The organism is Bacillus sp. AFS055030 (assembly GCF_002574545.1).
Taxonomy (GTDB): domain Bacteria; phylum Bacillota; class Bacilli; order Bacillales; family Bacillaceae_G; genus Gottfriedia.
Genome location: NZ_NUGT01000015.1, coordinates 47,129 through 73,854 on the forward strand (window position 1 = coordinate 47,129; position 26,726 = coordinate 73,854).

Genomic DNA, 26,726 nt, shown 5'->3' on the forward strand with positions numbered 1-26,726 from the left:
TATCATCACATTTTTTACATGTTATTATTTCAGTATACAATACAACAAAAAAAGAGTCGAAAATTCGACTCTCTTTTAATTACTCTGTTTTACCTGCTTTTGAAACGAATTCAGCTAGCACTTTAAGTTCTTCGTCAGTACCTTTAAATACACCAGCTGGCATCGCTTTTCGACCGTTTCTTGCAATATGAGCGATTTCTTCAGGTTTTAAACCATTATTTTGAAGACTTGGAGCTGCTGCGCCACCTTCAAGATTATCGCCATGGCAAGATACACAAGTATTTTTTTGCAATAACTTATATGCTGGATCTTCTTTATTTAATTCAACAAAAGTACGGATTTTACCTTGTTCTTTTTGTTTTTTCCAGTCATGGTGAGCCGCAGCTTCCCATGTTAAATAAATAACACTAGATAAAGCCAATAACATAAAGCCTGTAGCTAATGGACGTTTAATTGGTTTTCTATGTGGACTACGATCTAAGAATGGCGCTAATAATAAGCCACCAAACGCTAATCCAGGAATTACGAAAGCACCAATTATGTTATAGTCACCAGAAGCATAGCTATATTTTAAGAATTGATATAAGAATAAGAAATACCAGTCTGGTAATGGCGTATAACCAGTATCAGTTGGGTCTGCTACCCTCTCAAGTGGAGATGGATGTGCAATTGTTAATGTTAAGTATCCAATTAAGAAAACTGCTCCTACCATCCATTCTTTTAATAAGAAGTTTGGCCAGAAAGCTTCAGTTTTACCAGGATATTCTGAATAATCCTTTGGAACATTAGGTTTACGTCCTGCCATTGCAGGTACACGTGAGTCACCTACAAATTTCATTCCTTTACCGCGATGCATGTTCTCCCTCCTTTATTTCGACACACTTTAGTCATTTTTACTAAAGCCCCATGCACTAAATCTTATAGTGGACCTGAAATACCTTGCTTACGAATAATTAAGAAATGGGCACCCATAAGAGCAAGTAAAGCACCAGGTAAGAAGAATACATGGATTGCGAAGAAACGAGTTAATGTTTGTGCACCGATGATTTCCGGATTACCTGCAATTAACGTTTTCACTTGCTTACCAATAAATGGTGTTTGTTCAGCAATTTGCAGACCTACTTTAGTCGCAAATAACGCTTTCATATCCCAAGGTAATAAATATCCTGTAAAGCCTAATCCAAGCATTACGAAGAAGATTAAAACCCCTACAACCCAGTTAAGCTCACGAGGCTTCTTATATGCGCCTTGGAAGAATACACGTAAAGTATGTAAAAACATCATAACAATTACTAAACTTGCACCCCAGTGATGCATACCACGAACGATTTGTCCGTATGCAACGTTGTTTTGTAAGTAATAAACTGATTCCCATGCATTTTTGATATCTGGAACATAGTACATTGTTAAGAACATTCCAGATAAAATTTGAATTACTGTAACGAAAAATGTTAATCCACCGAAGCAATATACGAATGCTGAAAAATGGTGTGCTGGATTAACGTGTTCTGGTACTTCATGATCAGCGATATCTCTCCAAAGAGGCGTAATTTCTAATCGCTCATCTACCCAGTCGTAAATTTTGTTAAGCACGATTATTTACCTCCTGTATTTGGTTCTAGTTTACCAAGATAGAAAGAATCACCTTTCACTTTTACCGCATAGTTGTCTAGTGGACCAAGCGGTGGCGTACCTTTAATGTTTTTACCATCCTTCTCGTAACGACCGCCATGACATGGACAGAAGAATTGATTTGGAAAATCTTTATTGTCGTTCCAACCAACTGTACAGCCTAAATGCTTACAAGTAGGTGATAACGCAACGATGTCTCCATTTGAATTCTTGTACACCCATGCAATGTGTGACGCATCAGATTTAACCCAACCATCTACCTGTTTAACTTTAAAGTCAAATCGTTTTGGTTCAGTCGTTAAATCTTTAACTAGTCCAACTTGCACCATTGCTCCAGCTTCTTCTTTTTGTAAAACTGGGTCAATGGCAAAACGAGCCAATGGCATAAGCATTCCTGCCGCCATAAAGCCGCCTACACCTGTTAAAGTGTAGTTTAAAAACTGGCGTCTTGAAACCTTTTCACTCATGAAAATTCCCCCCTCTATCACAAGTACTCCTGTACGGACAACAGCTATAATAATAAAACTAGGACACTTTCATAATATAATAACAAATTTAGAAGGTCAATAATATCCTAATAATAATCATAGTAATAATGTTGTTTTTATTTTTATCCCCATATTTTAGAAAATAATGCATTTATGTGTGATAATTGTTTATCTACTATTACTCGTTGTGATGATTCATCTAAACTATTGATATTTAAATTAGGTAACCAAATTAATGACTCATTCAGTTCAGATTCTAACTGTCTCCAATCAAAATCACATGTTAAATAAAAAACATGCTTAATTCCACTAGTCTTAAACTCTTCATACCAAGCTTTTAATCGGTTTATTTTATTAGGTTCTTCAGGTAAATAAGTAAATTCCGGAGCAATTACAACTCTGCCTTTATATGTACGTTCAAGTTCCGAAGTAAGTATTATTAAGTCCTCTCTTTGCTCAGCTAGACCAATATTTTCTTTTTTCAAAGAAACAGGACAAAGTGGAATAATGATCGTGTCGATGTACTCCAGATTCTCAATCACTTGATTTAATTCATTAGTTGTCCATTTCATCAAAATTACCTCTTTCTATTAAAATAATTTATTTATAATTGTGAAATTTTTGTGAACAAATTTCCATTTCCAATTTAACCATACAATACTATTTTAAGAAAGAAAAAAGTCCGTTCATAAAGGAATTTCTAATGGATGAATTCATTACAAGCACCTCTATGAACAATTTGCTAATTAATTAAAAAGTTGGGAATATAATTGAGCTTCCATCTTGAAGTATTTAATTAAGAAACAAAGTCTATTTCAATTTTAGTGACTTTTTTACTATTTTTTATTAGAGTATAGTTTTATGAGTAGTAGCTAATCTTAAATTTACTACTAAATTTAACTTATATGTTGAAAAAACGCTCGAATACTCATAGTATTACATGAATACTAAAGAGCTAAAAGGGATAAATATGACGAGAAAGAGGATGTATTTTGCATCGCTTTACCTCACATATCTTATATTTAATAATAATAAATAATTGTGTTCAATTGCAAAAGTAAAAAAGTCCCCATAAATGAGGACTTTTTTCAAGTTTTCATTAAGTTAATGAATTCAGTTGCTTCGTTAATTCTTGGAAAAGCTTTTTGTCTTGTTGATCTAATGCTTCATCAATCATTTTCATCAGTCTGTCTTTTTGGAAATTAATAATTGAATCTGATAATAGCTTTTCAGCGATTACACGATCTTTTTCGTTACTATTTAAGTTCTTTGGTATATGTGGGTTCTCTTCTAAAACTGAAACAAACATCGGATATTGAAAAGAAGATTTAAAATTCAGCTGGATATAAATATCCTCATCCCTATTTAAACGAATATCATGAAATGATTTTTCTGCATCTGTCGTCATAACATTTTGTTTATAAAAATGAAATGGGACTTCTTTAACACAATTTGTCGACATCACTAATCCGCGTGGACAATATTTAGACTGTTCTACAAAATGAACCTTTTTCATTAAATAATCATGACTCATTAAGTAATTTAAAATCCATACACATTCTCTTTGCTTTAACTGAAAATTACTGAGAAACCATTTAACAAAATCTTTCTTCTCATTCACAGATACAGGGGTTGCCATTATTAAATCCCTCCTCTGTCCTTTAAATTTGTCCCCTTTTCTGAATAAAGAAAATTACAGAATTTCATTTATTCTTTCAAGACGTTCTCTTACTTCTTCTTGCAGATATTCATCGTCTACAAGTTTACTATAAACCTCTTTTGCTTCTTGTACTAAGCCTTCTTCAAACAATAGGTCTCCGTATTCCTTTAAGAAGGAAATTTCCTGGTTAAAGTCATTATATGCTAGACGATATTGTTTTAATGCCAATTCATAATTTTCATTTCCATAATATGCTTTGCCTAAGTCCCAATTAAAGTGAGGATCTGAAGCCCCATGCTCAATTGCTAGTTCAATTGTACTAATGATGTCATCGAAATCTTCTTCTTCAAAAAGAATTCCGACTAATAACTGAACTGCCTCAATTAGCGAAGGATCATAAATTAATGCTTCTTGTAAATGCTTTTTACTTGCGTCTATATTTTTCAATTTTCGAGCTAATTTTGCTGCTGATAAAAGGCATTCTACATTTGTTTCATCAACAAGTAAAGCTTTTTGTAATATATCATAGCCTTCTTGAATTTGCCCTTCCAAATCATGTGCTTTACTTAGCCATAAATGTGCGACTAAATATTCAGGATCAAAGAAAATTGCTTCTTCAAATACTGGTATAGAGGCTGCATAGCGTTCAGCTTGAAATAACGTAATACCATATCCTAATAAGGTATGGAAGTCTTTTGTTTTCTGAATTCCTTTTTCATAATAGGAAATTGCATCTTCCCATTCACCTTCAGCACTTAAACATTCAGCAAGTCTTAAATCTTTATTTACTCCACTCACTTCAATTTCTTGATTTGTAAGTTTTTCGTAAAATGGAATGGCTTTTTTATAATCATATTTACTAAAATAGTACTCCCCTAACGCAAAATCTACTACAGGTTCATTAGGTAAAATTCTTTTAGCTTCAAATAATTTTTGTTCAGCAACTTCATCAAGACCTTGGACTTGATATAGATCAGCCATTAATAACAGCGCTTGAACTCGACTCTCACTATCTTCCTTTATTGCAAGTAAAATTTCTAATGCGTCGTCTTCTAAATCAAGATCCAACAATATTTCTGCATACATTATTTTTAGATCGTCGTCGTCATCGTATAAGTAAACTAAATCTTCAATGATATTTTTTGCATCACTTACAAATCCTAATGATTGAAAAATAAGTGCTGCTTCGTATTTTTCTTCATCGTTTGCAGTTTTTACATTCTTTCTTAATAAATCTAATCCCTTTTCAGTATGACCGTTCTCTATTAATTGAACAGCTTCGTATAAACTCATTCTTACACCTCTATGACTACTTAATTAAATCATTTAATTGCTCTTTAAAGTTTGGAAAAGATACTGCTATACATTCTGTATTTTCAATAATTGTATCACCTTTAGCAAGTAATGCAGCAATTGAAAGCATCATTCCCATTCGATGATCTCCATGTGAATTGACATTTGTACCTTTTAAAGAACTATTTCCTTGTATAATCATACCATCTTTTGTTGCTTCAATGCTTACACCAAGATTTGTAAGTTCTGTTACAACTGTCTTTATACGATCAGTTTCCTTTACTCTTAGCTCCTGAGCATCTTTTATAATTGTCTCTCCATCCGCTAAAGCTGCTGCTAATGCCAAGATCGGTAACTCATCAATACATGTAGGAATTTCAGCTCCACCGATTACAGTTGATTTTAATTTAGAAGATTTCACTCGAATATTCGCAATTGGTTCTCCGTTTACAACTTTTTCATCTTCTAATGTTATATTGGCGCCCATTCTTTCTAAAACAGTTAATATCCCTGTTCTAGTAGGGTTGACACCGACATTTTTTAACAATATTTCGCTATTTGGTACGATTGACCCAGCTACTAAGAAAAATGCTGCTGATGAAATATCCCCTGGTACAATAACATCTGTTGCAGTTAATTCTTGGTTTCCATTAATTGAGACTTTGTTATTCTCAACTTCTACCTCACAACCAAATGCCTTTAACATTCTTTCAGTATGATCACGAGACTTTTCTGGTTCAGTCACAGTCGTTGTACCTTTTGCAAATAAACCAGCTAGTAAAATTGAAGATTTAACTTGTGCACTTGAGACAGGAGAAGCATAAGAAATACTATTAAGTGAACCTCCTCTAATAGAAATAGGCGTATATGTAGCATTTTCTCGTCCATCTATAGAAGCTCCCATCATTTTTAATGGCTTAGTAACACGCTTCATTGGTCTTTTACCAATCGATTCATCACCAATTATAACTGAATGGAAAGGTAAACCACTTAATATTCCCATCATTAGTCTTGCTGTTGTCCCCGAATTTCCTACATCAAGTACTTCATTTGACTCGTTAAGTCCTTCAATTCCTTTACCATAAACGATAACTTCATCTTCTGATACTTCGATTTGTACACCTAATTTTCTAAAACACGCAATCGTACTTAAACAATCTTCACCTAATAGAAAGTTAGTAATTTTTGTAGTCCCTTTCGCTAATGATCCAAACATAATTGCTCTATGAGATATTGATTTATCTCCTGGAATTGTCACATCACCAACTAATCGGATTTTTTCTAACTGGGAATTTCTCATCATCGTCACCTTATCTAACCTTTCTATATGTATTTACATTCCATTTTTTACTAAATCAAACCTTTTTTTTCTCTAAAATTCTATTCGACGAATTGTCCTATGTTTTTCATTTCCAATGATCAGTTTAGCTTAATTTAGAAAAAGAAAATGATATTTTGATTTAACTATTGATCAAAACACCATTTTCAGGTAAGTATTTATGAAATTACTCGTTTTAAAAAACGTTCTAAATTTTCTTTAATAAAGTCTGCCTCTAATTCGCAAATCACTGGATTTCCAAAACTTTTTAATAAGATATATTTTATTTTCAGATCTATATTTTTCTTATCTTGTTTCATTAGGTTTACAATCGTTTCTAATGCTAAATTTGAATAAACAGGATAATTCAATCGATTATACCAATTTAAAATCTCATTAAATTTTAGGTCAATGTCAAAGAACTGTTCACTCAAATAAATTGAAAATAAAGTTCCAAATGCAATTGCCTCACCATGAGTTGTTTTAGCATAACCTAAATATGCTTCAATTGCATGGCCGAGTGTATGGCCTAAGTTTAAAAATGCTCTTTCACCAGTTTCGCGCTCGTCCTTAGATACAATTTCATTTTTTACACTTATTCCCATTGTCACACATTTTTCCACTAATTCATCATCTAAATCTTTAAGTGAAAGAATATGATCCATTAACCAATTCAAATTGTCAGAAGAAGAGATCATCGCTTCTTTACTAATTTCAGCAAAGCCTGATCTCCATTCCTCTATTGGTAATGTCGTTAAAAAGTTTAATTCATATAGTACTAATTCTGGCTGATAAAATGCACCAACGATATTTTTAGCTTTTGGAAGATTGATTGCTACTTTACCGCCTATTGCACTATCGTGGGCTAGTAAAGTAGTTGGTAATTGGATAAAACGAATACCACGCATATAAGTTGCTGCAACAAATCCTGCTAAATCACCAACCACTCCCCCACCTAAAGCAATTATTAAACTATTACGATCTAATTGAACATCAAAACAATAGGTTAAACAATTTTCATATACCTGAAAACTCTTACTTTTTTCACCATGTGGAATGATAAAGTGTTCAACTTTATTTGCTTTATTACAATTTTGTAGTACTTCCTCTAAATAAAGTGGAGCAACTTGATCATCTGTAATAATTAATATTTTTGAAACCTTAGGGACTAAGCTATCCACCTTTGTCTGCAGTTGACTCAATACACTAAACCCTATACAAACATCGTATTGTTTAGAGCTTGTATTTACCGTGATCACACTCATTAAAAATTCCTCGCATACTCACGGAAATCTTCAATATTACGTTTTAGGCGCTCAAGTTGATCTGATTCAAATTGTTCAGTTATTGCTTTTGCAACTTCAAAGGCAACAATATGCTCAGCTACTACACTTGCTGCTGGAACAGCACAGCTATCAGATCGTTCGATACTAGCTTCATAAACTTCTTTTGTTTCAATATCAACGCTCTGTAACGGCTTGTATAGCGTCGGGATGGGCTTCATTACTGCTCGCACGACGATAGGCATTCCTGTTGTCATACCGCCCTCAAAACCGCCAGCACGATTCGATAATCGATAGTAGCCTTCTTCTTTAGAATAAGCAATCTCATCATGAACTTCACTACCTGGTAAGGATCCAGCTTGGAACCCAATGCCAAATTCAACACCTTTAAAGGCATTAATACTTACGATCGCACCTGCAATTTTTGAATCTAGCTTTCTGTCATAATGAACATAGCTACCAACACCAGCTGGCATTCCTTCAACGACAACTTCTACAATACCACCAACTGAATCTCCATTTTGTTTTGCTTCATCAATTAATGATTTCATATTTTCTGTAGCTTCTTCGTCTATACATCTTACTTCAGAGTTTTCAGCTCTATTATGTAAGTCTTCTGCATTTTTATAGTCTAAATTTTTTGCTTTAACTCCACCAATTTCAATTACATGGCTAGCAATTGTGATTCCTAGCTCACTCAACAATTTTTTTGCTACCGCTCCAGCTGCAACACGTACAGTTGTTTCACGAGCTGAAGATCGCTCTAAAACATTTCGTACGTCTCTAAAACCATATTTAATCGCTCCATTTAAATCGGCATGCCCTGGTCTTGGTTTTGTAATGCTTCTTTTTCCTTCATATTCAAGATTATCCAATGGTTCGGCACCCATAACATTAGTCCAATGTTTAAAATCGTTATTTTCAACAACCAATGCGATTGGAGAGCCTAAAGTATAACCATGTCGAACACCGCTAGTAATTTGAGCAGTATCCTTTTCTATTTGCATTCTTCGACCTCTTCCATATCCACCTTGACGTCTACGAAGTTCAACATTTATTTCTTCTGCTAATATTGGTAATCCTGCTGGAACGCCTTCAATAATTGTAGTTAATTGTGGACCATGTGATTCACCAGCTGTTAAATAACGCATGTCAACACCTTCTCTTTATGTAAGTTTAAAATTATTTAGTTACTACTATACCACAACCTAATCTGAATTTAACATAAAAAAAGAACCATAATTTGGCTCTTTTTTTGATTTTTTGCAAAAAAATGAAATATTCTACACGAAAAAAGTTATTCAATGCGTAAATTTTTGTCATACTTTGAAACGAGATCATTATTTTCATATAAAAGAAAAAGCCAGCAATTATGCTGACTTTTCTTATGCAAATCTATTTTATTAGTATACCCACTCTTTAATTAGTTTAGAGTATTCAACTAATTCGTTTTGATTGAAGAAAATTCCAATTTCACGTTCTGCACTAGCAGGTGAATCTGAACCGTGAATAATGTTTTTTCCTACAGTTGCAGCATACTCACCACGGATTGTTCCTGGTGCTGAATCTTTAGGGTTTGTTGCTCCCATCATTTGACGAGCGGTAGCGATTACATTTTCGCCTTCCCAAACCATAGCGAATACTGGGCTTGAAGTAATGAAGTCAACTAATTCACCAAAGAAAGGACGCTCTTTGTGTTCAGCATAGTGAGTTTCAGCTTGTTCTTTACTCACTTGCATTAATTTAGCTCCAACTAATTGGAAACCCTTTTTTTCGAAACGTGAAACGATTTCACCAATTAAGTTACGTTGTACACCATCAGGTTTTACCATTAAATAAGTTCTTTCCATTATGCTCTACCTCACTTGAATTCAATTATGTATAAACAACACAGTTAGAATAGTAACATCAATTTATAAAATTATCAATAGTTTAAAATCTTGTTATATTATAAAAATTGCAATCGCTTCCAGATTTTTGATTAACTTTTATTAAAATACTTGAAACAAATGACATTCTTAGGTTAAAAAAGCCAAAAGAGGCAGTTGTAAATGCACTAGCATTTTCCCCGCCTCTAGTTTTTTCGATTTCCAATATTTTTAGCAATTAATATTAACATTTCCTTTGCCTCGTTATTTGGAAGGCCACTTATACTGTTTAAAGATTTTTGTAAATATGCTTCGCTAACTTTTCTAGCTGCATTAATATATGTACTTTTTCGAATTTGATTGATAAGTGGTTTAACAGTTTCCGGATTAATTCCTTCATAGATCGATTCAATTTTCTCTTTAAAAGCTGAATCATTCATCGCAAACAAGACAGGTAATGTAATATTACCTTGAATTAAGTCGCTACCTGATGGCTTTCCTAATTCTTTCTCAGAAGCCGTAAAATCAAGAATATCGTCCATAATTTGAAAAGACATACCTAAATAGTATCCGTAATCTTTTAAACACTTTTGATAAGCTTTAGAGGCTCCTGATGCAATTGCACCTATTTCACAACTTGCTGAAATTAAAAGTGCAGTTTTTCGTTTAATTCTTCTTAAATAACATTTTAAATTTTGGTCAAAATTATATTTATCTTTAATTTGTTCAATCTCACCTAAACAAATCTCTAAAATAGTCTCAGATAATTTTTGATGGGCCAATGGGATTTCGATTTCTGACATACATTCCAATGCCTTTGCAAATAAAAAATCCCCTGCATACATCGCAACACGATCATTGTAAGTTGAATTGATTGTCGGTTTACCCCTTCGTAAACTAGCTTCATCAATTACATCATCATGAACTAATGATGCCATATGTATGATTTCCAAAGTAGCTGCTACATTTTTAATCGATTGAAGGTTATATTGTCCAAATTTAGCACTAAGCAATACAAATACTGGTCTAATTCTTTTACCACCAGATTCAAGCAACTGTACAGATGCATTTTTTAAAATTGGCTGTGAAGAATTGACTACTTTATGAAGCGTGCTTTCAATCTCATTAATGTCCTTTTTTAAATAAGAATATTTCCATTTAACCTTCATTCCGTTCACCTTACTATTCATCCCATTTTCTCGCTTATTGTAACTAGCTTTTTGGTTTAACACCTAAATGCATTGCTGCTACACCAAAAGTATAAGGTTTTATCTTTATTTTTTCCAATCCAGCTTTTTTGAAAAGATTTGCAAGTTCATTCATCCCTGGAAACGTGCTTGCGCTTTCTTGTAACCAAGAATATTCTTTAAAGCTTTTAGCAAATATTTTCCCAAATATCGGCATGATGTATTTAAAATATGCTTTATACACATGTCTAATACCAAATGCGGTCGGTTGTGATGTTTCTAAGCACACAACAATTCCTCCAGGCTTTACGACTCTTGTCATTTCCTTCAACACTTGATAATAATCTGGAACATTTCTTAAACCAAAACCAATTGTAACGACATCAAAATAGTTGTCCTCAAATGGTAACTCCATAGCATTTCCATGAATTAGTTTTACTTGGTCTAAATGCATATTTTTAACTTTTTCTTCACCGATAGACAGCATATTTTTACTAAAGTCTAATCCGATCACTTCTCCATCTTTTCCAACTGTATTTGCAAGTGCAATTGTCCATTCACCAGTACCACAACATACATCAAGCGCTTTCATACCTTTTTGAACATTCATAATTTTCATTGTTTGTTTGCGCCAAGCAATATGTCGTCTAAAACTAATAATTCCATTCATTGTATCATATTTATTGTAAATCTTTTCAAACACGTCATGTACGCGTTCTTCTTTTGATTGAGTCATATAAACCCCCACTAAACTAATTACGATTACTTCTTATGTAGACTAATTTTGTAATTGTATTATTTTTGATAATTCTTCTTTTGTTTGAGTTAAATCAACAATCCCCTTGATTCTTTGAAATTGCGAAATAAAATCAGAGCAGTTTTCAGCTGATAAGCGTTCGAATTCTTTTTTCAGTCTAGATATTAAACACTCTTTTTCAATCTGCTTTATTGATTCTTCACCTGAAATAAACTTTGCAAAATGTACAAGTATAGTTGATTCGATCACTGTTATACAGTTGAAAAGATCTTCTAAAGAACTAAATTGTTCGTGAACTAGATTGATTTTCTCCTCATTCATTTCTTTAACAGCATATGAAAGTTCTCGAATCAAACCAATTTCTCCAGTTTTAGCTAGAGCATCATAATATAGTCCACTATATAAGTCTCCTTCTAAAACGGTTAATTGTTTCTTTTCACGATCCATTGGAGTACCTTTATATGTAGATACTTTTTCGTGTGTATCTAATGCAATTTGATGAATCATCAAGGCTTTACAGTAATGTATAATTTTATCTTTTGTAAAATCGTGATCTTTTAACAAATTTATTAATAAAGTAACCTTTACATCATCAATTGTTGGAGCTTGAAGATGTTGATTTAAATATGGGTGTCTAATCGTATGTAAGATTTGAGTGATTACTTCGTTTTTTAACTCCTGAATACTATTCATTATTTCCATCCATTCCATTTATAACTGATTTTTTCATTATACCATAAGTATTTTAGATGGTATAAGTTGATTCTTCATCAACTTGAATTATTTATAATGAATATTTTAAAAAAGCAGGACTTTTTGGCTTTTTAGACTGCCTGTCAAATGCCCTGCTTTTTTGATTAATTGATTTATTTAGTTGAATGAATCATTGCAAGAATTTCATTTCTTCCTTGCACATCCTCTTTAAGTGAGCCACGCACCGCAGTCGTAACTGTTTTTGAGCCTGGTTTTCTTACACCACGCATTGACATACACATATGTTCTGCCTCTACAACTACCATTGCTCCGTGTGGCTGTAGTACGTCCATAATTGCATCAACTACAGAAGCGGTAATACGCTCTTGTAACTGAGGTCTTTTTGCTACTGTTTCTACTGTACGTGCTAATTTACTTAATCCAGTTACTCTACCATTTCTAGGTATGTAAGCTACATGTGCTACCCCGTAAAAAGGTAATAGATGATGTTCGCACATTGAATGGAATGGAATATCTTTTACAAGAACTAGTTCTTCATGATCTTCACCAAATACTTTATGTAAATGAGCCTTTTCATCTTGGCGCATACCAGAAAATACTTCAGCATACATTTTCGCAACTCGCTTTGGCGTTTCGTAAATTCCTTCTCTATTTGGATCATCACCGATAGCTTCGAGAATTAGACGAACCGCTTGTTCAATTTTTTCTAAATTAACTTCATTCATTAATTGATCCCCCATGCTAAAAAAAATTCTAATATACACTATCAGATTCGTTTTATTTTAACATAATTCTTTTTTTATAGGCAAAAAAAAGAAGGATACTTTCTTTTTCTTACTTTTTGATCCTCTTTCCATGTCCACTATTATGAGACTTTTTGGACTATTTTAACAAAAAAAGAAGGATGCTTTTTTTAGCATCCTTCTTTTTCGCTTAAATTATGTAATTATTTTACTGCATCCTTAAGCGCTTTACCAGGTTTGAAAGCTGGAACTTTACTAGCTGCGATTTCGATTTCCTCGCCAGTTTGTGGATTACGTCCTTTACGAGCTGCACGCTCACGAACTTCAAAATTACCAAATCCGATTAATTGTACTTTATCCCCGTTTTGTAACGCACCAAGAATTGATTCGAATACAGCATCTACAGCTAAAGTAGCTTGTTTTTTAGTTAACTCACCAGCTTCAGCAACTGCATTGATTAAATCTGTTTTGTTCATGTCTTTCACCTCCTCCCAAAATTTTAGAAATGTTTCTTAATTTCATTTGTGACCAAAATTTTAAATTTTATACAACAAATTCCAATTAATTTCTTTGTCATGCCTTATATTATACGATTCTAAGGCTTTTTTCAATATGTTTTATAAGAAAATGTTGGAATTACTCGAAAACAGGTAGTAATTTTTCTGAAAAATTCATTTTTCAGCCTCAATTTTGTTAATAGACCTTGTGAAAGTACGATGGTGACTGATTTATCGGCATTTTTTTAATTTTTTTGAGGATTTTTAATAAATTTATTTTTTGTTGAATTTTGTCGATTAAATTTTGGTTCAACTTAATAATTTTCGATCATTTTTTCAACGTTTCATTACTTCTGATAAAATATGACTAGTAGATTTTTTTACAAAACAAAAAAAATCAGATGGTTTTTACCACCTGACCAATTAATAATTAAAGGATAATCGCAATTAAACCGCCGCTTCCTTCGTTAATAATTCTTTCTAAAGTTTCTTTCAATTTATATCTTGCATTTTCAGGCATTAAAGAAAGTTTCGCTTGGATGCCTTCACGCACGATTGAACTTAATGAACGTCCAAATATATCTGAGTTCCAAATTGATAAAGGATTATCTTCAAAATCTTGCATTAAGTATTTAACAAGTTCTTCACTTTGTTTCTCAGTTCCAATGATCGGTTCAAATGTTGACTCGACATCAACTTTAATCATATGAATTGAAGGTGCTACTGCTTTTAATTTCACCCCAAACCTTGAACCGTGGCGGATTATTTCTGGCTCATCTAAGCTCATATCTAAAAGTGAAGGTGCAGCAACTCCATAGCCGGTTTGTTTCACCATTCTTAAAGCATCTGATACTTGATCATATTCTTGTTTTGCATGAGCGAAATCTTGCATTAGTTCTAGTAAATGATCTTTACCACGAATTTCTACTCCTACAACTTCTTTTAAGACTTGATCATATAACTCATCTGGTGCAGATAAATCAATTTCTGCAACCCCTTGCCCCATATCTATTCCTGCTAGTTGTGCATGTTCAATAAATTCATAATCACTAAATTGGCCAACTACATAATCAACATCTCTTAACCGCTTAATATCTTTAACTGTTTCTTGAATTGCTTCTTGGTAGCTTTGGCGTAGCCAGTGATTTTCTTTTAATACTAATACCCAGCTAGGTAAGTTTACATTCACTTCAAGCACTGGGAATTCGTATAAAGCCTCGCGAAGTACGTTCATCACATCTCCTTCGCGCATTGCTTCAACACTTAATGCGATGACAGGAATATCATACTTTTCAGATAGTTCTTGTCTCAGTGCCTCTGTATTAGGATGATATGGTTGAGAAGAGTTGATCACCATAATGAAAGGCTTTCCAACTTCTTTTAATTCATTAACGACCCTTTCCTCTGCTTCGATATAATCATATCTAGCAATTTCTCCAATTGTGCCATCAGTTGTTACAACAACTCCAATTGTAGAATGCTCTTGAATAACTTTTCTTGTACCGATTTCAGCCGCTTCATTAAATGGAATCGGCTCTTCATACCAAGGAGTACTAATCATTCTAGGACCATTTTCATCCTCGTAACCTTTAGCCCCTGGTACACTATAACCAACGCAATCTACTAATCGAATATTTACATCTAACCCATCCGCCACATGAATTTTTACGCCTTGATTCGGAACGAATTTTGGTTCAGTAGTCATTATTGTTTTACCTGCAGCACTTTGAGGTAATTCATCATGTGCTCTAGCACGATCCGCTTCATTTTGAATATTAGGGATAACAACTGCTTCCATAAAGCGTTTAATAAATGTTGATTTACCAGTACGCACAGCACCTACAACACCTAAGTAGATATCTCCTCCTGTGCGCTCGGCAATGTCTTTAAAAATATCTATCTTTTCCATGCGTTCCCCTCCCGATTTATCAATACATGGGAATAATTGACTTGAAGTAGTATACCTATGACAATATCATTCTATGATGTTGTCCTAGTGAGTTATGACAAGATTTTTTATTTTTTCTTTTCTTAACTTGGGATCAAATAAAAAAATCCTTCGATAAAATGTATTCTTTTATCAAAGGATTATGATTTATATTATTTAATTTTGTTCTAAAAACACTGGTTGTCCATCTTTAATTGTATATGGAAGTGAGTATGCAGGCACGATTGGTGAGTCTTTTACTAAGATCGAACGAATATCTTCACCGAATTTATAATGTTTGGCTTCCTTAATTTTTGCATACAAATCCATTGAATAGTCAACATAGAACTCGCCATCGTTTCCCATTATGATTGGTAAATGCTTATTACTATAAGGACTGACTACGAACGGTTCTTCTTTGAAACCCATCTTTTTATAGTTTAATAGAAAAACGCCGTTAGCCAAAGTTTTTTTGATTGGTGGATAAGTATGTTTATCTTTATAAACTTGTACTCTTAATGAAACATCACTTAGTTTATCTGTCATTCTAAGATCGACTAATTTAACAGTCGGATTCTTTTCTGCATCTATTAATACGTATTGAAAAATACCACCGTTTTCATAAGAATTACCAGGTACATCACTTAAATAGCCTGGTGTTAGTTTAGTAAAATCAATTGGATATTTAATATAAATTGGTGTATCCATATCCTTGTTTTTGATCGGTAACATTCCCGAATTGTTTTCTTTAAATTTATTAACTGCAGTTTGAACAGATTGCAATTGATCATCATATGGTACTTGATTTTGTGCAAGTTGATCTTGCGGATATAAACAGCCACTTAATAAACTTATTACAAAGCATATTAGAATGGAAAGAAATAGCTTTTTCATGTTAGTCCCCTTTATTGTAAATTAACTTGGCCAGCTTAATACGATATATGTAATTAAAATTCCTGAAATAATTAAAGACATATATGCAATGAAGGCCGTTATCATTTTTAAAAATTTAATTTTTATTTTGTTTCTACTCAAGAAAATTAAAAATAATGATAAAAGCATTAATCCGATTCCTACAAAAGAAATAATTTCATTAATATGTGCCGCGTTCATTATGTTCCCCCTATGTATTTTCTACCTTTATTATAGTATCAAAATAATTACATGATTTGAATTAAAATCTTTTTATTCCTATTAAGTCATTATCGACTTATTTAATGCTTAAGTATACTTGTTATTGTTATTAATTTAATTCTGTAAAATCAACTAGAACATATTCACTAGTTACACCTTGATCAAACTCGAACAAAAAACCTCTTTGTTATAACAAAACAAAAAGGCAAGCGGGACAATTCACCTATTCACTTGTTCAAAATAAAAAGAAAGAAAAAGTAAATACATACTCCTTCTTTCTTCGAAGCAAACTGGGGCAATTGCTTCGTTTTCTCGACTAACACCCACCAGAACACATCCGGTATAAGTCATTCTATATTATGCGAAAATGTATGATTATGCACTAAATACATCGCTGAAGAATAAGCCCAATTATTTTTGTTTAAACATATTTGTTAATGATTGAAAATCTAAAGGCATATTATTTGTAACAATTGCTTGAACGATTTTGTCTTCTTTTTCTTTCGAAACTTGACGACCTGTCATCAATGCAATTTGACGAACTAGTTTTCTAACTGTTGCTTCATCTTTAAAGTTTGCATCTTTTACTGAATCAGCGACTTTAAAAATATCTTGTTTACTTACATTTGCTTTCTTTTCAATCTTATCGAAGAAACCATTTGGGTTATTATTAGTCACCATTCAAACCTCCTTTTTTCTATACAACATATGCTATGCAAAAAAAGAAAAATGGTGAAACGCCTATTATAGTCCACAAAAGAAAAAGCACTAAAACAAAGTTTTAGTGCTTTTAACCGATATACTTAAATAAAATTATTTAATCAGTAAGATCGCTTATATAATTTGAAGTACTTTCGCCTTCATGTTTTTTTACACGAGACATCAGTGCATCAACTGCTAATTTTGGATTTTTATTTTCAAATAATACTGCGTGTAATTCATTAACAATTGGCATTTCTACATTTACTTGTTTTGCTAATTGATATGCAGCCTTAGTTGTGCGAACCCCTTCAACGACCATACCCATATTATCAAGTACTTCGTCTAAAGATTTGCCTTTCCCTAATAAATTACCGGCTCTCCAGTTACGGCTATGTACACTCGTACAAGTTACAATTAAGTCGCCCATTCCTGCTAAACCAGCAAAAGTTTGATTATTAGCTCCCATAGCCTTACCTAAACGAATTATTTCTGCAAGCCCTCTGGTCATTAAAGCCGCCTTTGCATTGTCGCCATAGCCAAGTCCATCAGTAATACCAGCTGCAAGTGCGATAATATTCTTTAATGCTCCACCAATTTCTACACCTATTACATCTTCGTTTGTATACACACGGAAATAACCATTAGAGAATAATTCTTGTACAATTTGGGCATCTTCCATATTTTTTGATGCTGAAGTTACAGTCGTTGGATGTCTTAAAGCAACTTCTTCAGCATGACTAGGACCTGATAATACAACTACCGATTTTAAGAATTTCGGATCAATTTCTTCAGTAATCATTTCTGAAACACGCTTAGAAGTGTCTGGTTCAATCCCTTTACTTGCATGGATGATCGTAACCTCGTTTTTTAATTCTTTATTTAATTGTTGACAAACTTCTCTTATTGCTTTAGTCGGTACAACAAGCAAAATATAGTTAGCACCATTGATCGTTTCCTTTAAATCGACAGATGCCTTTAAATTTTGAGGTAAATTAATTTCTGGCAAGTATCTTTTATTCGTATGCTGTTCATTTATTTCTTTAATTTGTTCGATTTTATTTCCCCATAAAGTAACCGTATGTCCATTATCTGATAAAACCATAGCCAAAGCTGTTCCCCAGCTACCTGCACCTAAAACTGCGATTTTTTCCAAATTAACACTCCCATTCATAAAAAATCCATCTCTTTGAATTTTATGCTCGTGCACGACCGATAATCTTAATTGGAGATCCCTCAAAATCAAAAGCATCTCTAATACGATTTTCTAAGAAACGCTCGTAACTAAAGTGAAGTAATTCAGGATCATTTACAAAAACAACAAATGTTGGTGGTTTAATTGCAACTTGAGTAGCATAATACACTCTTAATCTTTGTCCATTATGTGTAGGTGTTGGATTCATCGCGATTGCATCCATAATAACATCATTTAATACATTTGTTGGTACACGTAAACTATGGCTTTCACATGCTTTATTAATCATTGGCAATAAAGTTTGCGTTCTTTTCTTCGTTTTAGCCGATAGAAATACAATTGGAGCATAGTCTAAGAATTGGAAATGTGCTCGAATGTTTTCAATGAATTCATTCATCGTTTTTTCATCTTTTTCTACTGCATCCCATTTATTTACAACAATAACAACTGATCTACCTGCTTGATGTGCATAACCAGCAATTTTTTTATCTTGTTCAATAATACCTTCTTCACCATCTAGTACAACTAAGACGACATCTGATCTTTCGATTGCACGTAAAGCACGTAATACACTGTATTTTTCTGTACTTTCATAAACTTTACCTTTTTTTCTCATACCAGCTGTATCGATAATGACATAGTCTTGACCATCTTTTGAATATGGTGTATCGACAGCATCACGTGTTGTACCGGCAACATTACTTACAATTACACGTTCTTGACCTAATAATGCATTTACTAAAGATGACTTTCCTACGTTTGGTCGTCCAATTAAACTAAATTTAATTGTATCTTCATCATAATTTTCATCTTCTTTTTCTGGAAAATGTTTTACAACTTCATCAAGTAAATCCCCTAGTCCTAATCCATGTGAACCAGAGATCGGAAATACTTCTCCAAATCCTAACGCATAGAAGTCGTAAATATCGCTTCTCATTTCTGGATTATCGACTTTATTAACAGCTAATACTACTGGCTTTTTTGTTTTATAAAGGATTTTAGCAACTTCCTCATCAGCCGCTGTAACACCTTCACGCCCATTAGTTAGAAAAATAATAACATCCGCTTCATCGATTGCGATTTCAGCTTGTTGACGGATTTGCTCTAAAAATGGCTCATCACCAATGTCAATTCCACCTGTATCGATTAAACTAAATTCTTGATTTAACCACTCACCTGAACTGTAAATACGATCACGAGTAACACCCGGAATATCTTCTACAATCGAAATTCTTTCTCCCACTATCCTATTAAAAATAGTTGATTTCCCTACATTTGGTCGTCCAACTATTGCAACTGTCGGTTTAGACATTTAATTCATCCTTCCTAGCATAACTATGTACCATTTAAATCATCTAAATGAGTTTTAGTTTAGTTTTAAAAATTGATTTATTTAAATAACTTATCTATTTTAACAAAAAATACAAGAAAAGACCAATACACTTCAACTTTTTAGTAATTTTCTATTTTTGAGACTTATTCTTGATATGTAAATACTTATAATCTGAATGGTTGACATGATTAAAATAGAAATAAATAAAGTATCAAACCAATGTAAATCACCAATTATATACTTAAAATGAATTGACTTAAACGTAATATAATTAAAAATATCACCCTGAACTAGTCCAATTGTTATATAACGCAATTTGTCATAATAGGATTTACTTAAAAAGAAAGTAAGAAGTATGACTAAAAATGAACTAATTATCATCTCATCAATAAAAAAGCTTGCAGGATCATAAATTGATAACAGTGTTACTACGCTATATATCATACCTATAATTAGGCCTTTAAAAAAATGCGCCATTTGTTCAATGAAATTTAATAAACTAATAAAGTAGCTTACGATAAAAATTATAATAATATATGAAAAATTTATTTCAATTGAAAAGAAATCAATTGTGTAAGCTGAACAGCTAATTAATACAAGTACTCCTGCTAAATACAAGAAATTTTTCTTAGTTCGATTACGATAAAGCAACAGTAAGAAAAAAATAAGCCAAGAAGTAATGATAAATAAACTACCTTGCACTAAAAAAACCTCCTAATAGTACTAGTATGAACAATTCATATTTCAAAAATAATCAAATAGAAAAGAAAGTGTATAAGAAGTTACATTTAAAACGAATCTATAAATGAGATTTTTTTGGAGGTGAAACGAGTGGGAAAAGATCGTCAAGAAAAGAAACTTAAACAATCTAGAAGAGTTGAATCTGATCGAGATCAAAGCATTCATTACAAAGGTGCTACACGTTTAGACACACCTGAAGAAGCAAGAGCTGAAAATCAACATAACTAATTCTTCAAAAAAAATCCTCCAGCAAATGGCTGAAGGATTTTTTTATTATTTTTTAAATTTATTTAATTTATCACCAAGTAATTCGCTTAATTGGAAACCACTTTCACTTGGTTGTACGTATTTTGCGATATCCTCTTGAAGTTCAGCTTCACCAGCTTCTTTAATGCTTAATGATAGGCGTTTTTCAGATGGATTAATATCTAAAACTTTAACTTTTACTTTTTGACCAACTGATAATACTTCGTTTGGATTTTTAATATGTTTATCAGCAATTTGAGAAACATGAACTAATCCTTCAATTCCATTTTGAACTTCTACAAATGCACCAAAGTTAGTAAGGCGTTTTACAGTTCCTTCAATGACTGCTTCAGCTTTAATGTTCGGATTTAATTGATCCCATGGACCTGGTTGAATTGCTTTCATAGATAAAGCAATTCGGTTTGTATCTGTGTCAATTGAAAGTACTTGAACTTTTACAGTATCTCCGACAGCTACAATCTCTTCAGGCTTTGTCACTCGATTGTGAGACATTTGAGATACATGGACTAAACCATCAACTCCACCAATATTTACAAAAGCACCGAAATTTGTTAATCTCTCGACTTTACCTTCAACAATTTGCCCAACTTTAATAGAAGAGTACGCTTGACGGCGATTTTCAATTTCGTTTAATTGTTCTACAGCTTTATGAGATAAGATTACTCGATTTTTTTCGCGATCTAGTTCTTCAATCACTACTTCAAGTGATTGACCCACATAGCTACCTAAATCTTCAACGAATTTTTTTGATACAAGTGACGCCGGAATAAATCCACGAACACCTACGTCTGCGATTAATCCACCATTTACTTGCTCTGTAACGATTACTTCAAAAACTTCTTTACTAGCTAGTTTTCCTTCTAATTGTTCCCAAGCCTTAACAGAATCTACGGCACGTTTAGAAAAAACAACTGTATCTTCCTCAACTTTAATAACCTTTAATTCAATTTCTTCTCCAACTGTTAACACGTCACTTACATTTTCAATATGTACGTTTGAAATTTCTTTTATTGGAAGAATACCATCTGTTTTTCCACCGAAACCTACGATTGCTTGCTTATCTTCAATTTGTTCTACTACACATGAGATAATTTCCCCAACTTCTGGCATTACTTTTTCAACCATGTCATATTCCTCCTTATGTTTTAAAAATGGATAGACCAATTATGTATTATCCTCTTTTACCTTCTAATAAATAAGCAGAAAAGTCAAGAAATCTGATGACTAATTCTTCTAAATATTTTTTACTTTTTCTTCAACAATCGTTAATATTTCATTTACGACTTCATCAATACCTTTTGAAGTAGTATCTAATGAGATGGCATCATCTGCTTTTTTCAATGGTGAAACTTCTCGTTCTGAGTCAATTCTGTCTCTTGTTGCGATTTCTATTTTCAATTGTTCTAAATCACTCTCAAAACCGTTTTTGATATTTTCGATATGTCTTCTTTGAGCTCGTTCATCGACAGAAGCAATCATGAAAATCTTAACTTCTGCATCAACTAATACATGAGTCCCAATATCTCTTCCATCCATTACAACCCCGCCATTTATTGCATATTGGCGTTGTAAATCGACCATTTTTTTACGAACTAAACTATGTTTTGCAACAAATGATACGTTTCTAGTTACTTCTGGTGTTCTGATTGGCTCAGACACATCAACATTATCAATGAGAACTTTTTGAGTACCTTCTTCCGGAATTAACTCGATCGTCATATTTGAAAGTAAGTTACTTAAAGCCTCTTCGTTATTTACATCAATATTGTTTTGAATCGCTTTAAATGTAAGAGCACGGTACATTGCACCAGTGTCTATATAGACATACCCTAATTTTTTTGCAACAATCTTTGCAACTGTACTTTTACCAGCAGCTGCAGGTCCATCTATCGCTATACTAATTTTTTTACTCATAATTCCTCCTACATAAAAAAAGTGCTACTTCTATAGCAATCTTTAATCTTATCATGTCCTAAAAAATAAAAACAAATAAAAATAAAGCAGACTAGGCTGCTTTATTTTATATTACCATATGATTGTGACGAATTCATCTATTTACCAATATGATTATATACTTCTCTCGTTACGTCCTTTGCTTTTTGTGTAACGCCTTCATACAATTCAATTTTTGTTAAATAGACAGAAAGACTAGGGAATGATAGGACGTATTGACTCATGACTAAGCAAATTAATTGAATAATAATTAATTTAATTAGGATCCGTTCGATTCTTTTCATTTATAATCATACCTTTTTTATTACCAGTATGATTAGATTCAACTAATTTTATACACTATTTAGAATTTATTTTTTAATCTTTACATATTAAACAAAAAAAAACGTGCAATGCACGTTTCCTCGAGAAATGTATAAACAAGTAAAAATTATATAGAAAATCCTTCAAGAATATTATTCTTTTCAGATGCTAACATAACAGTTAATTTAATTCTTGCCTTTTTACTATCATAATCTTTACCTAAAATTACACCTTTATTAACTAAATCATAAGCACTTCCGTAATAATCATATGTCGGATATACTTCGCCTTCTTCAGAACTAGTTGTGATGACTACTTTAATACCATTTTTAACTGCTTTTTCAATTTCTTCTGTCATATGTGGTGATACTTGACCTCTTCCAACACCTTCAAGGACAATACCTTTAGCACCATTTTCAACAGCTGCTTTAATTAAATATCCTTTTGCCTCAATATAACATTTAATGATATCAACTTGAGGTAACTCACTTGTAATTTTGTATTTATCCTTTATTACCGGTTTTTGATAAATATGTACTTTATCGTTATCGATAATACCTAAGTATCCGAATCCAAATACGTTAAACCCTTGTATATTAGATGCATGTTCTTTTTTAACATATCTTGCAGTAAAAATACGTTCATTAAACACGACAACTGTTCCAACGTTTCTAGTAGATTCGTCTGATGCAGTATAAATTGCATGTCTTAAATTAATAAAAGCATCGGTACCTAATTCACCTGGTGATCTTTGAGAACCGGTAATAACAACTGGACGTTCATCATCAATTGTTAAATCTAAAAAATAAGCCGTTTCTTCTAATGTATCAGTACCATGGGTAACGACAACCCCATCGATTGTTTCATCTTGATAATATTCTTCAATTTTATTCTTTAATAACATCCAATGTTCAAAGCCTATGTGCATACTAGGAACTTGGAAAAAAGAATCAACAATAACATTTATATCTTTTGGTAAATTAAGCATTTCTGCAATTTCTTGACCTGACAATGCCCCAGAATCTAATTTACCTGATTCTGCATTTGGTTTACTAGCAATCGTTCCACCTGTTGTGATTAATACTACTTTTTTCATATTTGCACCTCATTTCACAAGAAATTATAACATTTTAAAATTCTTCAAGTAAACAGAAAACGGCTTGAAAATCATTAATAAAAAACGTAGCATAGCTACGTTTTTAGTTCATTTAACATTATTTATTTTATTACTAGCCAAGTGAGAAGCGATTAAGTCACCATGAAAACGACCATTTTCAATAAAAATTTCGTTTGCATTGTTTCCTGCAGCAATTACCCCTGCAATATAAATGCCTTCAATATTTGTTTCCATCGTTTCTGGATTAAATAATGGTCTTCCTGTTGCATCATCAACTTTTACGCCCATACTTTTGATTAATGTATGATCAGGATGGTAACCTGTCATAGCATAGACAAAGTCATTTTCAATTTCAACGATTTGTCCTTCTTTTTCGTAGACTACTGATGATTCTTTTATTTCAAGTAGATTTGCGTTAAATTCCATTTTAATTGTTTCAGAACGGACAAGAGCCTCGAATTCTGGTAAAACCCAAGGTTTAATACTTGGTGAATAAGAACTTCCTCTATAAAGTACAGTTACATCTGCTCCACACTTTTCTAGTTCGAGTGCTGCGTCAACACTGGAGTTTTTACCTCCAATCACGACAACCTTCTGGTTAAAATGTTGATGACCTTCAAAAAAGTAATGCGAAACTTTTTTAAGTTGTTCACCTGGAGTTGATAAATAGTTTGGTTGGTCATAATATCCAGTTGCTACAATAACAGCTTTTGCTTCATAACGTTTTTTTTCACCATTTATTGTAACTGATTCAATGATAAAATCATTTTTCTTACTAACCGTTTTTACTTCTTCAAAAGCATTGATTCTTATTCGATTCCGTTTAACAACGTCACGGTAATATGCTAGAGCTTGGTGTTTTTTTGGTTTTCTACCTTCAATAATAAATGGAATATTTCCCACTTCTAATTTTTCACTTGTACTAAAAAATGTTTGATGCGTAGGAAAACGACTGAGGGTATGAACGATATTTCCTTTTTCAATTATTAATGCAGATATCCCCTTATTTTTTAGTGCTAAATAAGCCGCAATACCACAGGGCCCTCCGCCAATGATTAGAACTTCTACTTTTTCCATTTGAAACATCTCCAATAAACTAGAGTCTTAGTTATATTTACTATTACTATTTTACGTAAAATATTCTATTTGTCTAATAATAGCTAGTCCAAATAAAAAACAAGATGGAAATTTCCCATCTTGTTTTAAACTTAGTACTATTCTTATACCCAGCCTCTAAATCGGCTAGCTTCAGCCATTTTACGCGCACCAACCATATAAGCAGCTAATCGCATATTTACTTTTCTATTTACACTTGTTTCATAAATATTATTAAATGAACGTACCATAACTTTTTCTAATCGCTCTTCTACTTCTTCTTCAGTCCAGTAATAACCTTGGTTATTCTGTACCCATTCAAAGTAAGAAACCGTTACGCCACCAGCACTTGCTAACACGTCTGGTACTAATAAGATTCCACGCTCTGTTAAAATTTTTGTAGCCTCAAGTGTTGTTGGTCCATTAGCAGCTTCAACTACGATACTTGCTTTAATATTATGAGCATTATCTTTTGTAATTTGATTTTCAATCGCTGCTGGAACTAAGATATCACACTCTAACTCTAATAATTCTTTATTTGAAATTGTATTATTAAATAGTTTAGTAATTGTACCAAAGCTATCTCTACGATCTAATAAATAATCAATGTCTAAGCCGTTTGGATCATGAAGTGCACCATAAGCATCAGAAATACCAATAACTTTTGCGCCTGCATCATGCATAAATTTCGCTAAGAAGCTACCTGCATTACCAAATCCTTGGATAACAACTCGTGCACCTTCTAAGTTAATGCCTTTACGTTTTGCTGCCTCACGTATTACGATTGTTACACCTTTTGCAGTAGCTGTTTCACGTCCGTGAGATCCACCTAATACTAATGGTTTACCAGTAATAAAACCAGGTGAGTTAAATTCATCGATTCTAGAATATTCATCCATCATCCAAGCCATAATTTGTGAATTTGTAAATACGTCTGGAGCTGGAATATCTTTAGTTGGTCCTACGATTTGGCTAATTGCACGAACATAACCGCGGCTAAGTCTTTCTAACTCACGGAATGACATATCACGTGGATCACAAATAATTCCACCTTTACCTCCACCATATGGTAAATCTACAATTCCACATTTTAAGCTCATCCAGATTGAAAGGGCTTTAACTTCATTTTCTGTTACATTTGGATGGAAACGGATACCACCTTTAGTTGGTCCTACCGCATCATTATGTTGAGCTCTGTAACCAGTGAAAATTTTCACTTGTCCATCATCCATGCGAACTGGAATTTTTACAGTCATCATACGAACTGGTTCTTTTAATAGTTCATACATTTCATTTGAATATCCTAATTTTTCTAACGCTTCTTTAATAACTACTTGTGTAGGCGCTAGTACATCTAAATGTTCTTCAGTGTTGCTATTTTTCTCTGTAGATTTCTCGGCAACCATTGTAAACCCCCTAGAAATTTGAACGATGAAAAGATTCATTCATTCTGAAATTAGTATACAACTTTCCATCCCATTTTGAAAGTTATAAACACATAGAAAACAAAATATAATATTCG

General features: G+C 32.7%; 29 protein-coding genes. 1 reads left to right on the plus strand and 28 read right to left on the minus strand.

What is annotated here, in order from left to right; genetic code table 11:
- Window positions 1-79 precede the first annotated feature (79 nt).
- The 22 genes from CN925_RS05215 to CN925_RS05320 all read right to left on the minus strand — a co-directional run bounded on the left by CN925_RS05215 (window position 80) and on the right by CN925_RS05320 (window position 20,430).
- Entirely contained in the window at window positions 80-856 is a 777-nt protein-coding gene (locus CN925_RS05215) for a menaquinol-cytochrome c reductase cytochrome b/c subunit (RefSeq protein WP_098845208.1), read from the minus strand.
- 62 nt (window positions 857-918) lie between these two features.
- Complete coding sequence (gene qcrB, locus CN925_RS05220; protein WP_056466653.1) at window positions 919-1,593, minus strand: menaquinol-cytochrome c reductase cytochrome b subunit; 675 nt, start codon at window positions 1,591-1,593, stop codon at window positions 919-921.
- A gap of 2 nt (window positions 1,594-1,595) precedes the next feature.
- Window positions 1,596-2,099 (minus strand): QcrA and Rieske domain-containing protein, encoded by a 504-nt coding sequence (locus CN925_RS05225; protein ID WP_098845209.1) that lies wholly within the window; start codon window positions 2,097-2,099, stop codon window positions 1,596-1,598.
- A gap of 143 nt (window positions 2,100-2,242) precedes the next feature.
- Window positions 2,243-2,692 (minus strand): DUF2487 family protein, encoded by a 450-nt coding sequence (locus CN925_RS05230; RefSeq protein ID WP_098845210.1) that lies wholly within the window; start codon window positions 2,690-2,692, stop codon window positions 2,243-2,245.
- Between the two features lie 527 nt (window positions 2,693-3,219).
- Window positions 3,220-3,759 (minus strand): ReoY family proteolytic degradation factor, encoded by a 540-nt coding sequence (locus CN925_RS05235; RefSeq protein ID WP_025671400.1) that lies wholly within the window; start codon window positions 3,757-3,759, stop codon window positions 3,220-3,222.
- Window positions 3,760-3,813: 54 nt separating this feature from the next.
- The gene (locus CN925_RS05240; RefSeq protein WP_098845211.1) at window positions 3,814-5,073 is read right to left on the minus strand and encodes a tetratricopeptide repeat protein; all 1,260 of its coding nucleotides are present in this window, start codon (window positions 5,071-5,073) and stop codon (window positions 3,814-3,816) included.
- A 16-nt stretch (window positions 5,074-5,089) separates the two neighbouring features.
- Complete coding sequence (gene aroA / locus CN925_RS05245; protein ID WP_098845212.1) at window positions 5,090-6,373, minus strand: 3-phosphoshikimate 1-carboxyvinyltransferase; 1,284 nt, start codon at window positions 6,371-6,373, stop codon at window positions 5,090-5,092.
- Window positions 6,374-6,570: 197 nt separating this feature from the next.
- The gene (gene aroB / locus CN925_RS05250; protein ID WP_098845213.1) at window positions 6,571-7,656 is read right to left on the minus strand and encodes a 3-dehydroquinate synthase; all 1,086 of its coding nucleotides are present in this window, start codon (window positions 7,654-7,656) and stop codon (window positions 6,571-6,573) included.
- Window positions 7,656-8,825 carry a chorismate synthase gene (gene aroC, locus CN925_RS05255; RefSeq protein WP_098845214.1) on the minus strand — a complete coding sequence of 390 codons (1,170 nt, stop codon included), beginning with the start codon at window positions 8,823-8,825 and terminating at the stop codon, window positions 7,656-7,658. The genes aroB and aroC overlap by 1 nt, the downstream gene beginning before the upstream one ends.
- A 252-nt stretch (window positions 8,826-9,077) precedes the next feature.
- Window positions 9,078-9,524 carry a nucleoside-diphosphate kinase gene (gene ndk, locus CN925_RS05260; RefSeq protein WP_025671395.1) on the minus strand — a complete coding sequence of 149 codons (447 nt, stop codon included), beginning with the start codon at window positions 9,522-9,524 and terminating at the stop codon, window positions 9,078-9,080.
- A 224-nt stretch (window positions 9,525-9,748) separates the two neighbouring features.
- Entirely contained in the window at window positions 9,749-10,711 is a 963-nt protein-coding gene (gene hepT, locus CN925_RS05265; RefSeq protein ID WP_098845215.1) for a heptaprenyl diphosphate synthase component II, read from the minus strand.
- Window positions 10,712-10,754: 43 nt separating this feature from the next.
- Window positions 10,755-11,465 carry a demethylmenaquinone methyltransferase gene (locus tag CN925_RS05270; protein ID WP_098845216.1) on the minus strand — a complete coding sequence of 237 codons (711 nt, stop codon included), beginning with the start codon at window positions 11,463-11,465 and terminating at the stop codon, window positions 10,755-10,757.
- Window positions 11,466-11,507: 42 nt separating this feature from the next.
- The gene (locus CN925_RS05275) at window positions 11,508-12,179 is read right to left on the minus strand and encodes a heptaprenyl diphosphate synthase component 1 (RefSeq protein ID WP_180232857.1); all 672 of its coding nucleotides are present in this window, start codon (window positions 12,177-12,179) and stop codon (window positions 11,508-11,510) included.
- Window positions 12,180-12,352: 173 nt separating this feature from the next.
- Window positions 12,353-12,925: a GTP cyclohydrolase I FolE gene (folE, locus tag CN925_RS05280; protein ID WP_088010688.1), complete on the minus strand. Its 573-nt coding sequence runs from the start codon at window positions 12,923-12,925 to the stop codon at window positions 12,353-12,355.
- A gap of 221 nt (window positions 12,926-13,146) precedes the next feature.
- Complete coding sequence (locus CN925_RS05285) at window positions 13,147-13,419, minus strand: HU family DNA-binding protein (RefSeq protein ID WP_056466694.1); 273 nt, start codon at window positions 13,417-13,419, stop codon at window positions 13,147-13,149.
- Between the two features lie 451 nt (window positions 13,420-13,870).
- Window positions 13,871-15,349, minus strand: coding sequence for a stage IV sporulation protein A (gene spoIVA / locus CN925_RS05290; RefSeq protein WP_098845218.1), 1,479 nt, complete (start codon window positions 15,347-15,349; stop codon window positions 13,871-13,873).
- A gap of 195 nt (window positions 15,350-15,544) precedes the next feature.
- Complete coding sequence (locus CN925_RS05295) at window positions 15,545-16,261, minus strand: hypothetical protein (protein WP_098845219.1); 717 nt, start codon at window positions 16,259-16,261, stop codon at window positions 15,545-15,547.
- A gap of 21 nt (window positions 16,262-16,282) precedes the next feature.
- The gene (locus CN925_RS05300) at window positions 16,283-16,480 is read right to left on the minus strand and encodes a DUF2768 domain-containing protein (protein WP_056466707.1); all 198 of its coding nucleotides are present in this window, start codon (window positions 16,478-16,480) and stop codon (window positions 16,283-16,285) included.
- Window positions 16,481-16,912: 432 nt separating this feature from the next.
- Window positions 16,913-17,182, minus strand: a complete 270-nt coding sequence (locus CN925_RS05305) for a stage VI sporulation protein F (RefSeq protein ID WP_098845220.1) — start codon at window positions 17,180-17,182, stop codon at window positions 16,913-16,915.
- 136 nt (window positions 17,183-17,318) lie between these two features.
- A complete protein-coding gene (locus CN925_RS05310) occupies window positions 17,319-18,374 on the minus strand; it encodes an NAD(P)H-dependent glycerol-3-phosphate dehydrogenase (protein WP_098845221.1) in 1,056 nt (351 codons plus the stop codon).
- Window positions 18,375-18,396: 22 nt separating this feature from the next.
- A complete protein-coding gene (der, locus tag CN925_RS05315) occupies window positions 18,397-19,707 on the minus strand; it encodes a ribosome biogenesis GTPase Der (RefSeq protein WP_098845222.1) in 1,311 nt (436 codons plus the stop codon).
- 132 nt (window positions 19,708-19,839) lie between these two features.
- Entirely contained in the window at window positions 19,840-20,430 is a 591-nt protein-coding gene (locus tag CN925_RS05320) for a YphA family membrane protein (RefSeq protein ID WP_098845223.1), read from the minus strand.
- A gap of 129 nt (window positions 20,431-20,559) precedes the next feature.
- On the opposite strand from CN925_RS05320, the gene CN925_RS05325 reads away from it, so the two are divergent.
- Window positions 20,560-20,697: a YpzI family protein gene (locus CN925_RS05325; RefSeq protein ID WP_082459340.1), complete on the plus strand. Its 138-nt coding sequence runs from the start codon at window positions 20,560-20,562 to the stop codon at window positions 20,695-20,697.
- Window positions 20,698-20,742: 45 nt separating this feature from the next.
- Here the strand turns inward: CN925_RS05325 and rpsA are convergent, their stop codons facing one another.
- The 6 genes from rpsA to CN925_RS05355 all read right to left on the minus strand — a co-directional run bounded on the left by rpsA (window position 20,743) and on the right by CN925_RS05355 (window position 26,610).
- Entirely contained in the window at window positions 20,743-21,861 is a 1,119-nt protein-coding gene (rpsA, locus tag CN925_RS05330) for a 30S ribosomal protein S1 (protein WP_098845224.1), read from the minus strand.
- Between the two features lie 108 nt (window positions 21,862-21,969).
- Window positions 21,970-22,650: a (d)CMP kinase gene (gene cmk, locus CN925_RS05335; protein WP_098845225.1), complete on the minus strand. Its 681-nt coding sequence runs from the start codon at window positions 22,648-22,650 to the stop codon at window positions 21,970-21,972.
- Between the two features lie 137 nt (window positions 22,651-22,787).
- Complete coding sequence (locus CN925_RS05340) at window positions 22,788-22,973, minus strand: DUF5359 family protein (RefSeq protein ID WP_098845226.1); 186 nt, start codon at window positions 22,971-22,973, stop codon at window positions 22,788-22,790.
- Window positions 22,974-23,119: 146 nt separating this feature from the next.
- A complete protein-coding gene (locus tag CN925_RS05345) occupies window positions 23,120-24,088 on the minus strand; it encodes an asparaginase (protein WP_098845227.1) in 969 nt (322 codons plus the stop codon).
- Between the two features lie 108 nt (window positions 24,089-24,196).
- Window positions 24,197-25,186, minus strand: a complete 990-nt coding sequence (locus tag CN925_RS05350; RefSeq protein ID WP_098845228.1) for a YpdA family putative bacillithiol disulfide reductase — start codon at window positions 25,184-25,186, stop codon at window positions 24,197-24,199.
- Window positions 25,187-25,329: 143 nt separating this feature from the next.
- A complete protein-coding gene (locus CN925_RS05355) occupies window positions 25,330-26,610 on the minus strand; it encodes a Glu/Leu/Phe/Val family dehydrogenase (protein WP_098845229.1) in 1,281 nt (426 codons plus the stop codon).
- Window positions 26,611-26,726 lie beyond the last annotated feature (116 nt).